The organism is Synechococcus sp. BA-124 BA4 (assembly GCF_034931165.1).
On the sequence record NZ_JAYGIA010000053.1, the window covers coordinates 1 to 13736 of the forward strand.

Consider the following 13736-nt stretch of genomic DNA (forward strand, 5'->3'; position numbering starts at 1 on the left):
GGGCTGGAGCGCTCCGCCTGCCGCCGCTGGGTGGAGCGCCACGCCTCCAGGGAGGCCTTCGCCGAGCGGATCGAGACCTGGATCCAGGAGGGCCTGCCCCCGGCCTAGGTTCGCTGCGATCCAGGCTCCACCCGTGTCCCCGACCCCTTCCCGTTCCCCGGATGGGGGCCAATCCGCCCTCGGCCACTGGGCGGTCCTGGGCCTGATCCTGGTGCTGGGCCTCGCTCTGTTCGTCTGGCAGCTGGGCGCCACCGGGCTGGTGGATGAGACACCTCCCCTGTTCGCCGCTTCCGCCCGGGCCATGGCCGAAAGCGGTCAGTGGCTGATCCCCCACGTCAATGGACTGCCTCGCTACGACAAGCCGCCGCTGATCTACTGGCTGATGGCTCTGGGCTATGGACTCCCGGGCCAGGAGCAGTGGAACCCGCTGGGCACCTGGGCTGCCCGCCTGCCCTCGGCCCTGGCGGTGATCGCCGTGATGCTCAGCCTCGGGTCCACCCTTCTGCGCTGGCCCCAGGGCGGTGCAGGCGGGCTGCGTGCCGCCTGCACCGCCCTGGGTGCGGCCCTGGCCTTCGCCCTTTCACCGTTGATCCTGCTCTGGGGGCGGATCGCTGTCAGCGACGCGCTGCTCACCGGCTGTCTGGCCGTGTCTCTGCTGCTGTTCTGGCAGGCCTGGGCTGACCCCCGCCGAACGGTCTGGCCTGCCTGGATCGTGCTCGGGCTGGCGGTGCTCGCCAAAGGGCCGGTGGCGCTGGCTCTGGCGGGCCTGACCCTGCTGGGCTTCGGACTCAGTCAGCGCCGCCTGGGGTCGCTCTGGCGACGGCTGCGACCCCTGCCCGGACTGGCGCTCACGGCTCTGGTGGGTCTGCCCTGGTACCTGGCGGCCCTGGCGCTGGAGGGAGAGGCGTTCTGGACCAGCTTCTTCGGCTACCACAACCTGCAGCGCTTCACCTCGGTGGTGAACCACCACCTGCAGCCCTGGTGGTACTTCGGGGCGGTGCTGCTGGTGGCCGGCCTCCCTTTCTCACCCCTGCTCCTGCTGGGCCTGCTCAGGGCCCTGGGCCGTTGGTGGCGTCGCTGGAGCAGGCCGGCAGCTCCTGGCGTCGCACGGCATGACATGGCCGGTTCCCTGGCCAGTTACGCCGCCTGCTGGCTGTTGGCGGTGCTGATCTTCTTCACCCTGGCCGCCACGAAACTGCCCAGTTACTGGTTGCCGGCCACGCCGGCCGCCGGTCTGCTGATCGCCCTCACCGCCGCCGAGGGCAGCCGTGCCAGCCGCTGGGCTCTGGGGGCCTCGGTGGCGCTGATGGCCCTGCTCAGCGTGGTTCTGGCGCTCTCCCCCGGCTGGATTCCCCTGATCAGTGATCCGGAGATGCCGACCCTTCCGGGGGAGTTGCTGGCCAGTGGTCTTGTGCTGCGTGCGGCGGCCTGCTTCGCCCTCGCCACCCTGGCCGGTCTCTGGCTGTGCTGGAAGCCGACGCCTCGGCCCTGGGGGCTGGTGCCCGCCCAGCTGGCCCTGGTGCTCTTCCAGTTGCTGGCGGTCCTGCCGATGTGGAGTCTCGGGGACGGTGTCAGGGGGCTGCCGGTGCGGACCGTGGCCGGGCAGGTACGGCTGGCGCGACGGGGCGCCGAGCCCCTGGCGATGGTGGGCATCCTCAAGCCCTCGCTGCACTACTACACCCGCCAGGTCGTGCTCTACGAGGGCATCTCCCCCACCGCGCTCGTGAATCTGGCCGACCGCCTGGAGCGGGAACACCGCCAGGGGTTGAGCCCCAGCTCCCCTGAGGCCCAACCCACCGTGCTGGTGGTGATCGATCAGGGCACAGCCCAGGAACCCCACTGGCAGGGGCTGGATCCCGTCGAGCTGGGCCGCTCGGGGCTCTACCGGCTCTGGCGTCTCGATCGGACCCGTCTCCAGCGTCGGGCTGAGGAGCTGCGGGCCAGCGGGCTGACCCCGACCTGGCAGGAGCCGGTGCCGGAGCGCTACTGACCTTCGCTCTCCACCCGGTTGCGGCGGCAGAGACCGCAGTGCCCCCAGCGGGTCAGTTCACCGGCTGGGGCAGGGCTGCCACAGGCCGGGCAGATCCCCAGCCCGTGCACGTCAACCCGGCTGGGGTGGGCGGCCCAGACCCGGGCAATGTCCTCGCTTCCCGGGAGTCCGCCGGTCCTTGCCTGGTGCTGACGGAAGCGCAGGTCGCGGACGGGGAAACCGGCCCCGCGCAGGGCGCCCAGGAGCTGATGGCGGTTGTATCGCAGGGCCTGCAACCACTGAGGATGCTGCGCACCCACGGTCAGCACGCCGCCATGGAGGCTGAGGGGTCGGCAGTGGGGAGCGAGCTGGTCGCCGGCGATCCGAGGCCAGGCCTGCCAGAGGGCGGCCAGGCTGCCGGCCCGGCGCCACTCCTGCTGCATCTGCTCCAGACAGGAGCCCAGCGCCACGATCGGCGCGGGAGGTGCCGGCATCAGCACGCTCACGTTGCCGATCCGGCGCACCTGATCTCGCGGAGCCTTGGCCATGATCTGAGATTAGGAAGTGAGGGTGCGGGCAACCGTCCGTGGTGCTGCGGGCCACAGCGGCTACCCTCCGGGTTGCCCCCGCCTCGACCCATGGGCTTCTTCGACCGGCTCAGCCGCCTGCTGCGGGCCAACCTCAACGATCTGGTCAGCAAGGCCGAGGATCCCGCCAAGATCCTGGATCAATCCGTGGCGGACATGCAGTCCGACCTGGTGAAGCTGCGCCAGGCCGTGGCCACCGCCATCGCCAGCCAGAAGCGGATCCAGAACCAGGCCGAGCAGGCCGAGGCCCAGAGCCGCACCTGGTACGAACGCGCCGAGCTGGCCCTGAAGAAGGGTGAGGAGGACCTCGCCCGGGAAGCCCTCAGCCGCCGCAAGACCTATCAGGAGACGGCCACCGCCCTCAACAATCAGCTCAATGGCCAGGCCGGCCAGGTCGACACCCTCAAGCGCAGCCTCACGGCACTCGAGGGCAAGATCGCCGAGGCCAAGACCAAGAAGGACATGCTCAAGGCCCGTGCCCAGGCGGCCCAGGCCCAGGAGCAGCTTCAGAGTGCCGTCGGAAACCTCGGCACCAACTCCTCGATGGCCGCCTTCGAGCAGATGGAGGAGAAGGTGCAGGCACTCGAAGCCCGCAGCCAGGCTGCAGCGGAACTCGCTGGCGCCGATCTCGAAAGCCAGTTCGCGGCCCTTCAGGGGGGCAGCGATGTGGATGATGAACTCGCCGCCCTGCGCAACCGCCTCGAGGGCGGGGCCGCCGCCGAGCCGCTGCTGCCCGTCAACGCCGAACTGCCCAAGCTGGAGCCCGTTCAGGAGGCCCAGGTGGACGCCGAGCTCGAGGAGCTGAAGCGTTCGATCGACAAGCTCTGAGCGCGGAGGAGAAAGGCGATCCGCCAGGCGCACCGGTCCGGCTCCATACAATCCCTGCAGCTGAACCGGGTCCGTGGCCGTTGCTGTTTTCACCGATGCCAACTTCGAGGCTGACGTGCTCGCTGCCTCCGGCACGGTTCTGGTGGATGTCTGGGCCTCCTGGTGCGGCCCCTGCCGGCTGATGGCACCCCTGATGGACTGGGCCGCGGCTGAGTACGGGGACAGACTGCTGGTGGGCAAGCTCGAAGCCGACCCCAATCCCTCCACCCGCGACAGCCAGAAGATCCAGGGCCTTCCCACCCTCATCCTGTTCCGCGACGGCCAGGAACTCGCCCGCCATGAGGGAGCCATGGCCAAACCCCAGCTCAAGGCCTTCCTGGATGCCCATCTCTGAACGGGTCACCCGCCTGGGGCAGGGGGTCTTTGCCCGCAACGACCGCCGCAAGATCGCCTATGGCGAGAGTCTGCTGAATGCGGGGCTGCCCACAGGGCGGCCGCCGCTGCTGGATCTCTCCCTCGGCTCCACTGACCTGGCCCCGCCGCCGGTGGCCCTCGAGGCCATGGCCTCAGCCCTGCGCGAGCCCAGCAGCGCCTCCTACTGCCTCCATGGGGCCACCCTGCCGTTCCGGGAGGCGGTGGCGGCCTGGGCCCAGCGCCGCTTCGACGTCGCGGTCGACCCGGAGCGAGAGGTGCTGCTGCTGGTGGGGTCCCAGGAGGGGACGGCCCATCTGCCCCTGGCGGTGCTGAACCCAGGCGATCCGGCACTTCTGCTCGATCCTTACTACCCGTCCCACCGCGGTGGGATGCACCTGGCCTCGGCCAGCACCGAGTTACTGCCCCTGCGCGCCGATCAGGGCTGGAAGCCCCACTTCGAGGCCATCTCCCCGGCGGCCTGGGATCAGCTGAAGCTGTTGGTTCTCGGTTTCCCCCACAACCCCACCGCCACGGTGGGGGAACAGGCCTGGCTGGACAGGGCCGTCTCTCTGGCCCGACACCATGACGTCGTGCTCGCCCATGACAACCCTTATGTGGATCTGGCGCTCGACGGCGAGGCACCGGCGCTGCTGCGCAATCCCCACTGGCGCAGCTGCGGCATCGAATTCTTTTCCTTCTCCAAAAGCTGGTGCCTGGGGGGCTTCCGCCTCGCTTTCGCCATCGGCGCCGAGCCCCTGATCACCGCTTTGCGTCAGCTCAAGGGAGTGGTCGATTTCAACCAGTCGCTGGCCCTGCAGGCCGGGGCGATCGCAGCCCTGGAGGAGGCACCCGAGTGGCCCGCGAAGCTGCGGGAGGTGTACCGGCTGCGCCGGGATCGCATGGCAGCGGCCCTCGAGGCCCAGGGCTGGTCCCTGCAGCGGCCCACGATGGCGCTCTACCTCTGGCTGGGTCTTCCGGAGGTTGCTCGGGCACGGGGTCTCGATTCGGAGTCGTTCTGCGCGGCCCTGCTGGAAGCCACCGGCGTGGCCCTGACCCCCGGCAATGGCTTCGGCCCCAGCGGTGAGGGCTGGATGCGGCTGGCACTGGTGCACCCGGTGGAGGAGCTGGAAGCGGGGGCCGAGCGGATCGGAGGGTGGCTGCGACGTCTCGATGGGGCGCTGAGCCCCAGCCGTTGAGAACAACGTGATCGGCCGGATTCAGGCGGCACGTCTCCAGCAGGGTGCCCGGCCGCTGAGGGCCACGGCGCCGCGGCTGCCCTGGCGGCTCCTGTGGTGGCCCTGCTGCGGCAGCACCGAGCAGAGGCTCGACCAGGTGCTGGCCTCCGGCGGTCAGGCTCCTGTGGCGCTGCTGGCCGGCCACCAGCGGTTCGGCCATGGCCAGCGGGGCCGGCCCTGGATCTCACCGCCGGGCGGGGTGTGGCTCAGCGCAGCCCTTCCCTGGCCTGAGGAACCCGCCACCGGTGCGGCACTGGGGCTGGGTGTGGCGGTGGGACTGGCCCTGCAGCTCGAAGCACTGGGCCTGACCGTGCAGCTCAAATGGCCGAACGATCTCCTGGTGGAGGGGCGCAAGCTGGCGGGCCTGCTGCCGCGCCTCAGCCTGCGTGGGGCCACGATTCGTCTGGCTCGGGTGGGGGTGGGTCTCAATGGACACAACAGGGTGCCGCCCGGGGCGATCAGCCTGCGCGAAGCTCTCGGGCGTCGTACCGCGGCCAGCGATGTGCCGTGCCTGGCGGCTCGCGTGCTCACCGCACTGGAATGGGCGGTGTCCAACAGCACCGACGCCGAGTTGGTGCGCAACCTGGCTGAACGGCGCCTGCTGGTGCCCGCGGAGGGGGTGGCCTATCGCCAGGACCGCTGGAACGTGGAGGGCCTGAGCGTGGATGGGGGTCTGCTGCTGAGTCGCGCTGACGAGCGGATCGTGCTCAGGCGCAGCTTCTGAGCCCTTCGCTGGCAGGGGTCAGTTGTGCGGCTGAACACTGACGGTCTTCCTTAAGCTCCTGCTGATGAGCTCGAATTCCGGTTTGCGTCGCTACCCCTGGCCTTCCCGCCTGCTGCTGGGCTCGCTGGTGCTGGCATCGGCCCCCCTGAGCCTGGCCCAGTTGCAGCCTCCGGCCGAGTTGGTGGCCCCTGTGGAGCCGCCCGCCCCAGCCGCATCTCCGACCCCGCCGCCCCCGGTGGAGGCTCCGCAGGCGCCAGCTCCCCGTGCCCTGTCCCCTCGCCCGGCCGATCCCCCGGCAGCCCTGAAGCCGAGCTTCGACCGGGTTCCCCAGGCCAGGACCCGTCGCTTTGATCAGTCGCTGGATGAACTGGTGCGCCAGGGGATCGTCACCCCTGCCGAGCGCAGCAGAGTCCAGTCCTCCGGTGCCCTGCGGCCCGCTCAGCTGCCGGCCCATCAGCAGGCCTGCAGCAGTGGGGCTCTCTCCGAGCAGGAGTGCCGCACCGGGGTGTCCGTGCGCTGGCGCGGGCGCAATCCCCTCGAGGCGGAACTGCTCGAGGATGGCGGCACGTCCAGCGGAGCTCTGATGGCCGGCATGGGCCGCCTCGGCAGTGACGGCATGCCCCTCCCGCCGATCACCGTGCCTGTCTCGGCGCTTCTCTCCGGTGCCGGCGGCAGTTTCCGCCTCAGTGATGTCTTCGGTGTCACCCCCCGCCCTGCCCCCCTGGCAGGCAATGGCAACCGCGGGCTACTCTTCCCCCTGATCGGCTCCGCCGTCACCACCAGCGGCTTCGGCTGGCGCCTGCATCCGGTGCTGGGCAGCTGGCTGATGCACGCCGGGAAGGACCTGGCGGCTCCGGAAGGCACTCCCGTGGTGTCAGCCCTCTCCGGGCGGGTGGTGAGCAGTGGTGTGGCGGGCGGCTATGGACTGGCGGTTGAGATCGAGCACAGGAACCCCCTGCGCCGCACGCTCTACGGGCACCTCTCTGAGCTGTACGTCAAAGAAGGGGAACTGGTGAAGCAGGGAGCGGTGATCGGACGGGTGGGCAGCACCGGCCTGAGCACGGGTCCGCACCTCCACTTCGAACTGCGGCTGCCGGAGAATGGCGGCTGGGTGGCCGTTGATCCGGGCATGCTCGATCCCGGTGGTTCGGAGGTCGGTGGCCCCGATGCCATCGCCCTGCTGATGGGCCAGCTGCTGCAGAGCCTGGAGCGGCCTGTGGCCCCGGCCCAGACGGCAGGCTGATCTGCTGGCGGATTCTGGGTCCGTCGATTCAGTCAGCGATGCGGCCGTCGCGGAAATGAACCACGCGCTGGGCCCGTGCGGCCACGTCGTCCTCGTGGGTGACCAATACCACCGTCATGCCCTGGCGATGGAGATCATCGAAAATCTCCAGCACCTCCTGGGTGGTGTGCGAATCGAGAGCACCGGTGGGCTCATCGGCCAGCAGCAGGGCCGGCTGGTTGATGATCGCCCGGGCCACTGCCACCCTCTGCTGCTGTCCCCCTGAGAGTTCGTTGGGCTTGTTGCGCAGGCGCTGGGCCAGCCCCACCCGTTCCAGGGCCGCCACGGCCCGTTCGCGACGCTCCCTGGCGGGAATGCCGGCATAGACCATCGGCAGGATCACATTGTCGAGCGCACTCATCTGCGGCAGCAGGTGGAATTGCTGGAACACGAAGCCGAGACTGCGGTTGCGCAGGTCCGCGAGGGCGTCGTCATCGAGTTGCTCCACTGGAATCCCCCGCAGCAGGTAGGTGCCGGAGGTGGGGCGATCGAGACAGCCAATGATGTTCATAGCTGTACTTTTCCCCGACCCGGAGGTGCCCATCACGGCGAGATAGTCTCCCGGCTGGACGGTGAGGCAGAGGTCGTCGAGGGCCCTCACCTCCGTATCTCCGGATCCATAGATCTTGGTGATGTGCTCGAGGCGAGCCACAGGTTCTCCCTGTGGCACCGGACTGGGGCCGGGACGAGTTGACGTGACTGGGGCGCCCTGTCCGCTCATCCCAGGGCGGCGGCGGCGGATTCACTGGCCGCGATGGCGTGCTGCAGCATCGGCGTTCCCGACACAGCCGCATTGGCCCAGGTGAACAACGGATTGGAGAGGATTCCACCGATGGCGGTCACCAGCACGCAGCCCACCAGAGCGGCCCTCAGGGGTTGCATCCCAGCGAGGCTCCAACTGATCTCCGGATAGGCCTTCACCACATCCGAGGCTTCCTGGGGTTCCTTCACCACCATCATCTTGATCACGGAGATGTAGTAGTAGATCGACACCACCGACGTGATCAGGCCGACCACCACCAGGAGGTATTGCTGGTCGGCCCAGCCGGCGAAGAAGAGATAGATCTTGCCGAAGAAACCGAGCATCGGGGGGATTCCGCCCAGGGAGAGCAGGCAGAGGCTCAGCCCCAGAGTGATGAGGGGATCCTTCTGATACAGACCGGCGTAATCCGAGATGCGGTCGCTGCCGGTGCGCAGGGAAAAGAGAATGATGCAGGCGAAAGCGCCCAGGTTCATGAACAGATAGGCCGCCATATAGAGCACCATCGCGGCGTAGCCATCCTCGGTGCCGCAGACCAGCCCGATCATCACGAATCCGGCCTGACCGATGGAGCTGTAGGCCAGCATGCGCTTCATCGAGGTCTGCGCCAGGGCCACCACGTTGCCCAGGGTCATGCTCAGGACCGCCAGCACCGTGAACAGCACCTTCCACTGGGCATCGAAGCTCTCGAAGCAGCCCACCAGCAGCCGCAGGGCCAGGGCGAAACCGGCCGCCTTGGAGCCCACCGACAGAAACGCGACCACGGGGGTCGGTGAGCCCTCATAGACATCCGGGGTCCATTGGTGGAAGGGCACTGCCGCGATCTTGAAGGCCACCGTGGCGAGCACGAACACCAGGGCCAGGGCCGTGACGGGAGTGGCGCTGGTCTGCAGGGCCAGGCCGACGGCCTCCAGGCTGGTTTCGCCGCCGGTGAGGCCATAGAGGAGCGAGGCGCCGTAGAGGAACACCGCCGCGGCGGCTGAGCCAACGAGGAGGTACTTGAGGGCCGCTTCCCCGGACCGGGCATCCCTCTTCATGTAGCCGGAGAGCAGGTAGCTCGAGACCGAGAGGGTTTCCAGAGAGATGAAGATGCTCACCAGATCGGTGGCGCCGCAGAGGAACATCGCCCCCAGGGTTGCCGCCAGCAGGATCGCGGCGTACTCCCCGACCGGTGTTCCGCTGCGTTCGACGTAGCGCCAGCTGATCAGCAGGGAGAGCAGGGTGGAGGCGGCCACGACTCCGCGGAAGGCGACCGCCAGGTTGTCGGCCAGGAAGGAGCCAAGGAACGAGGGCTCCAGGGGAGCGTTCCACTGCAGGGCCAGCAGGACCAGGGCCGTGCCCAGGCCCCCGTAGCAGATGGGCGGAACCCAGCGGCTGGCGGCCTCCTCCCCGGCCAGATCCACCAGAAGGCAGGCCAGGAGGGCCACGAGCACGGCGGTCTCGGGAGCGATGGCGCCGGCGTTGAGCTGCAGGGCCGTGATGACCGGGGCTCCTCCACCGGCCAAGGCGCAAAACACCGACATCACTGGTCTATGGCAGGGCGTGATGGTGCGGACTGTAGCCGCGATGGCAGGGCGTGTTGGGCAGCCGCTTCGGCAGGGCGGCCCCCCGATGCGATAAAGAGGGAACCGGTTCATGCCTGCCTGTGGCGCACACGCTGGTCATCGTCGAGAGCCCCACCAAGGCCCGCACCATCCGCGGCTATCTGCCGAAGGATTTCCGGGTCGAGGCGTCGATGGGACACGTGCGTGACCTGCCCAACAACGCCAGTGAGATTCCGGCGGCCCACAAGGGCGAGAAGTGGGCCAACCTCGGCGTCAACACCGCCCACCAGTTCGAACCGCTCTACGTGGTTCCGAAGGACAAGAAGAAAGTCGTCAAGGAGCTGAAGGAGGCCCTCAAAGGTGCCGATCAGCTGCTGCTGGCCACGGACGAGGACCGGGAGGGGGAGAGCATCAGCTGGCACCTTCGCGAGCTTCTGAACCCCAAGGTGCCCGTGAAGCGGATGGTGTTTCACGAGATCACCAAGGAGGCCATCGGCCGCGCCCTCGAGGAGACCCGCGACCTCGACATGGAGCTCGTCCATGCCCAGGAGACCCGCCGCATCCTGGACCGGTTGGTGGGGTACACCCTCTCGCCCCTGCTCTGGAAGAAGGTGGCCTGGGGGCTTTCCGCCGGCCGGGTGCAGTCGGTGGCGGTGCGGCTGCTGGTCCAGCGGGAGCGTGCCCGCCGGGCCTTCCGCAGCGGGTCGTACTGGGATCTCAAGGCCCGCCTGGAGCACGACGGCAGCGCTTTCGAGGCCAGGCTCACCCATGTCGGCGGCGAGAAGATCGCCGGCGGCTCGGATTTCGATGAAACCACCGGAGCCCTCAAGGCCGGCAGCAAGGTGCGCCTGCTGGAGGAATCGGAAGCCCGCAGCCTGCGCGAAACGGTGCTCAGCCAGCCCTGGCGGGTGGCTGAGGTGGAAGCCAAGCCCACCACACGCAAGCCGGTGCCGCCCTTCACCACCAGCACCCTGCAGCAGGAGGCCAACCGCAAGCTGCGCCTCTCGGCCCGCGACACCATGCGCACCGCCCAGGGCCTCTACGAGCGTGGCTTCATCACCTACATGCGCACCGACTCGGTGCATCTCTCCGATCAGGCGATCAATGCCGCCCGCGCCTGCGTCAGCGAGAAGTACGGTGCCGAGTATCTGAGCCCGGCGCCCCGGCAATTCACCACCAAGGCCCGCAACGCCCAGGAGGCCCACGAGGCGATCCGCCCCTCCGGTGACGCCTTCCGCACCCCCAGGGACACTGGCCTGGACGGCAAGGATCTGGCTCTCTACGAACTGATCTGGAAGCGGACCGTGGCCTCCCAGATGGCCGAGGCGCGGCTGACGATGCTGAGCGTGGAGCTGAAGGTGGCGGACGCCAGCTTCCGCGCCAGCGGCAAGCGCATCGATTTCCCCGGGTTCTTCCGGGCCTATGTGGAGGGCAGCGACGATCCCGAGGCCGCCCTCGAAGGCCAGGAGGTGCTTCTGCCGTCCCTCGCCGTCGATGACCGGCCCGAGTGCGCGGGCGTGGAAGCCCTCGGCCACCAGACCCAGCCGCCGGCGCGCTACAGCGAGGCCGCGCTGGTCAAGATGCTGGAGAAGGAGGGCATCGGCCGCCCATCCACCTACGCCAGCATCATCGGCACGATCATCGATCGGGGATACGCCACCCTCGCGGGGAATGCCCTGACTCCCAGCTTCACGGCCTTTGCCGTGACCGCTCTGCTGGAGGGCCATTTCCCCGATCTGGTGGACACCAGCTTCACCGCCAGGATGGAGTCGAGCCTGGACGAGATCTCCACCGGCAAGCTGGAGTGGCTCCCCTACCTCACGGACTTCTACAAGGGTGAGAAGGGCCTGGAGACCCAGGTGCAGCAGCGGGAGGACGACATCGACCCCACCGTCTCGCGCACGATCGAGCTGGAGGGGCTGCCCTGCGTGGTGCGGATCGGCCGCTTCGGTGCCTATCTCGAGGCCAGGAAGGTGGGCGATGACGGCAGCGAGGAGCTGATCAAGGCCACCCTGCCCCAGGAGATCACTCCGGGAGAACTTGACGGTGAGCAGGCCGAGCTGATCCTGCGCCAGAAGAGCGAAGGCCCGGAATCGATCGGCGTCGATCCGGAAACCGGCGACGCGATCTACCTGCTCTTCGGTCAGTACGGCCCGTACCTCCAGCGGGGCCAGGTCAGCGACGAGACACCCAAGCCGAAGCGGGCATCCCTTCCCAAGGGCATCAAGCCCGAGGAGCTCAGCCTTGAGGATGCCCTCGGCCTGCTGCGGCTGCCGAGGTTGCTGGGGGAGCACCCCGAAGGCGGCAAGGTGCAGGCGGGGCTGGGGCGCTTCGGTCCCTATGTGGTGCATGACAAGGGCAAGGGCGAAAAGGATTACCGGTCGCTCAAGGCCGAGGACGATGTGCTGATGGTGGGCCTCTCTCGGGCCCTGGAGCTGCTGGCCATGCCCAAGCGTGGGCGGGGCGGTCGCACGGCCCTGAAGGATCTGGGCACCCCCGAAGGAGCGAGCGAACCCGTCCAGGTCTTCGATGGCCCCTATGGCCTCTATGTGAAGCAGGGCAAGGTCAACGCCTCCCTGCCCGAGGGCACCGGCTCCGAGGACATCACCCTGGAGCAGGCCGTGGCGTTGCTGGCGGCCAAGGCCAGCAGCGGCAAGGGCAAGACCGGCAGGACCGCCAAGGCCGGCACAACGAAAGCCGCCGCCACCAAGGCCACCACCGCGTCGAAGGCCAAGCCCAAAGCTCAACCCAAGCCCAAAGCCGACGCCGCCGGCAAACCCAAGAGTCCCACCACCACCAAGACTGGCCGCCCCAGGGCCAGCGCGGTGCGGATCATCCAGGCCGGCCAGGGCTGATGCCCCTCGCCCGTGGTCTGAGCCTGGTGGGGTTGGCGGCCGTCCTGACCACCTCCCTGGCCGCCTGCAGCGGCACACCCCTGGGTGAGCGACTCTCCGGCAGCTTCGGGACACCGGCCACGCCCGCGGCCGCAGGCACGGCCTCCGGATCTTCAGGGGCCGGCCCGGTCGGCGGACCAGCCGCCGCGACGTCTCCGTCGACGTCGTCTCCGTCCACTGCGCTGCCTGCGCCTTCCCCGCCGGCGGCTGCGGCTCCTGCCAGCGGTGCGGCCAAGCCTGATGGGGCTGTCGCCTCCAGGCCCGTCAAGCCGACCGCCGGCTCCGCCGCCTACCGGATCACCATCAAGCTGCCTGGGGCTGACCCCTCCGCCCCCGCCGAGGCGGTCACCGAGGCCCTGCGGGCCGCTGGGGTGAGCTTCGAAGTGGAGACGATCGAGCGGATGCCCGCCGATGGGGGCCGCTCCGCCGCTGCCGCAGGCACCAGCCCCGCCGCCCCAGACTCCAGCCCCGCCCCGGCCCCCCGCTGAGTTCCTCTGTGGTGCCTCCGTCGTCTCCCAACACCAGCCTCAGCCGCCGCCAGGCCCGTCAGCTGGTGGAAACCGCCTATCTGGCCTCCGCCACCGCCCTGCTCTGGGCAGGGCTCTACTACCTGCCCGTGGGCGGAGCCCTGTTCCGCCTCGCCCTGCCCCTGCCTCTGGCCCTGCTCCAGGTGCGTCAGGGCTGGAGGCCCGGCTGGGAGGGGGCGGTGGTGGCGTCGCTGCTGCTGGTGGCGCTGATGGGCCCGATCCGGGGCCCCCTGGTGCTGTTCCCCTACGGACTGCTGGCCCTGTGGCTGGGCTGGGGCTGGGGTGCACGCCGCAGCTGGTGGCTCACCTGGGGCGTGGGCCTGCTGATCGGCAGTGCCGGCTTTCTGGTGCGGGTCGCCGTGCTCTCCGTGCTGCTGGGGGAGAATCTCTGGGTGCTGATCACCGCCGCCGCCGCCGGCGTCCTCGAGCGACTCAGCTCAGTGCTCAACCTTGGAGTCGGCCCTGACCTGCTGCAGGTGCAGCTGATGGCTCTGGTGCTGGTGCTGGTGCAGAACCTGATCTACGTTCTCGCCCTGCATGCTGTGGCGTACTGGATCTTTCCCCGGCTGCAGGCCCCGATCAGTGAACCGCCGCCTCTGTTGCGTTCCCTGGTGGCGCTCGATCCCCTCTGATTCCCCTTGATCAGCCTCTGCGGTGACCCCGACCAGGCCCGACGCTGGTGCGAACGCCTGGCGCGCGACTGGCCCGCCAGTCAGGTGCTGGTGCTGCTCGCCGGGACCGACACTGCGGCGGTGCCGGGAATCTCCGCGGCCGGAGCCACCCCTGAGGTGCGGCTGGGCACCGCCGCAGCCGACGCCGAGCTGCTCCTGCTCGGTCCGTCAGGGCAGCGCCCCCATGCCCTGCCGCCGCTGCCTGCCGGGGTCAGCCCGGCCCTGATTTCCCATGTGGTCTGCCGGGAGCTGGCCCTGGTGCCCCTGGTGGCCGACCTGGGCTGCGCGGTGGCCCCGGAGG

General features: G+C 69.2%; 12 protein-coding genes and 1 pseudogene. 10 read left to right on the plus strand and 3 right to left on the minus strand.

The window, feature by feature from the left end; genetic code table 11:
• The first annotated feature begins 133 nt into the window (after positions 1-133).
• Entirely contained in the window at positions 134-1990 is a 1857-nt protein-coding gene (locus VB734_RS06245; protein ID WP_322782573.1) for a glycosyltransferase family 39 protein, read from the plus strand.
• Here VB734_RS06245 and VB734_RS06250 read toward each other — a convergent pair.
• Positions 1984-2517 carry a DUF721 domain-containing protein gene (locus tag VB734_RS06250; protein ID WP_197165490.1) on the minus strand — a complete coding sequence of 178 codons (534 nt, stop codon included), beginning with the start codon at positions 2515-2517 and terminating at the stop codon, positions 1984-1986. The genes VB734_RS06245 and VB734_RS06250 overlap by 7 nt on opposite strands.
• 90 nt (positions 2518-2607) lie before the next feature.
• On the opposite strand from VB734_RS06250, the gene VB734_RS06255 reads away from it, so the two are divergent.
• The 5 genes from VB734_RS06255 (at position 2608) to VB734_RS06275 (ending at position 7000) form a co-directional block, all read left to right on the plus strand.
• Positions 2608-3384: a PspA/IM30 family protein gene (locus VB734_RS06255; protein WP_197165488.1), complete on the plus strand. Its 777-nt coding sequence runs from the start codon at positions 2608-2610 to the stop codon at positions 3382-3384.
• Positions 3385-3457: 73 nt separating this feature from the next.
• Positions 3458-3778: a thioredoxin family protein gene (locus VB734_RS06260; RefSeq protein WP_197165480.1), complete on the plus strand. Its 321-nt coding sequence runs from the start codon at positions 3458-3460 to the stop codon at positions 3776-3778.
• Entirely contained in the window at positions 3765-4994 is a 1230-nt protein-coding gene (locus VB734_RS06265) for an aminotransferase class I/II-fold pyridoxal phosphate-dependent enzyme (RefSeq protein ID WP_197165478.1), read from the plus strand. The genes VB734_RS06260 and VB734_RS06265 overlap by 14 nt, the downstream gene beginning before the upstream one ends.
• A gap of 7 nt (positions 4995-5001) precedes the next feature.
• Complete coding sequence (locus VB734_RS06270; protein ID WP_197165476.1) at positions 5002-5757, plus strand: biotin--[acetyl-CoA-carboxylase] ligase; 756 nt, start codon at positions 5002-5004, stop codon at positions 5755-5757.
• Between the two features lie 64 nt (positions 5758-5821).
• Positions 5822-7000, plus strand: coding sequence for a M23 family metallopeptidase (locus VB734_RS06275; protein WP_197165474.1), 1179 nt, complete (start codon positions 5822-5824; stop codon positions 6998-7000).
• 28 nt (positions 7001-7028) lie between these two features.
• Here VB734_RS06275 and VB734_RS06280 read toward each other — a convergent pair whose 3' ends face one another.
• Positions 7029-7760, minus strand: coding sequence for an ABC transporter ATP-binding protein (locus VB734_RS06280; RefSeq protein ID WP_231594831.1), 732 nt, complete (start codon positions 7758-7760; stop codon positions 7029-7031).
• A complete protein-coding gene (locus VB734_RS06285) occupies positions 7757-9322 on the minus strand; it encodes an NAD(P)H-quinone oxidoreductase subunit N (RefSeq protein ID WP_197165470.1) in 1566 nt (521 codons plus the stop codon). The genes VB734_RS06280 and VB734_RS06285 overlap by 4 nt, the downstream gene beginning before the upstream one ends.
• A gap of 122 nt (positions 9323-9444) precedes the next feature.
• Between VB734_RS06285 and topA the strand changes: the two genes are divergently transcribed.
• The 4 genes and pseudogenes from topA to VB734_RS06305 all read left to right on the plus strand — a co-directional run.
• On the plus strand, positions 9445-12198 hold the full coding sequence (topA, locus tag VB734_RS06290) for a type I DNA topoisomerase (RefSeq protein ID WP_197165468.1): 2754 nt from the start codon (positions 9445-9447) through the stop codon (positions 12196-12198).
• Positions 12198-12725: a hypothetical protein gene (locus tag VB734_RS06295; protein WP_322782574.1), complete on the plus strand. Its 528-nt coding sequence runs from the start codon at positions 12198-12200 to the stop codon at positions 12723-12725. Before topA ends, VB734_RS06295 begins: the two co-directional genes overlap by 1 nt.
• An 11-nt stretch (positions 12726-12736) precedes the next feature.
• Positions 12737-13396: a DUF2232 domain-containing protein gene (locus VB734_RS06300; protein WP_197165464.1), complete on the plus strand. Its 660-nt coding sequence runs from the start codon at positions 12737-12739 to the stop codon at positions 13394-13396.
• A gap of 6 nt (positions 13397-13402) precedes the next feature.
• Positions 13403-13736 (plus strand): annotated as a pseudogene (locus VB734_RS06305) (NaMN--DMB phosphoribosyltransferase); the annotation flags it as partial.

Coding starts and splice junctions, on each gene's coding strand:
- VB734_RS06255 (WP_197165488.1), top strand. CDS start 2,608: ATGGGCTTCTTCGACCGGCTCAGCCGCCTGCTGCGGGCCAACCTCAAC.
- VB734_RS06275 (WP_197165474.1), top strand. CDS start 5,822: ATGAGCTCGAATTCCGGTTTGCGTCGCTACCCCTGGCCTTCCCGCCTG.
- VB734_RS06265 (WP_197165478.1), top strand. CDS start 3,765: ATGCCCATCTCTGAACGGGTCACCCGCCTGGGGCAGGGGGTCTTTGCC.
- VB734_RS06285 (WP_197165470.1), bottom strand. CDS start 9,322: ATGTCGGTGTTTTGCGCCTTGGCCGGTGGAGGAGCCCCGGTCATCACG.
- VB734_RS06280 (WP_231594831.1), bottom strand. CDS start 7,760: ATGAGCGGACAGGGCGCCCCAGTCACGTCAACTCGTCCCGGCCCCAGT.
- VB734_RS06250 (WP_197165490.1), bottom strand. CDS start 2,517: ATGGCCAAGGCTCCGCGAGATCAGGTGCGCCGGATCGGCAACGTGAGC.
- VB734_RS06295 (WP_322782574.1), top strand. CDS start 12,198: ATGCCCCTCGCCCGTGGTCTGAGCCTGGTGGGGTTGGCGGCCGTCCTG.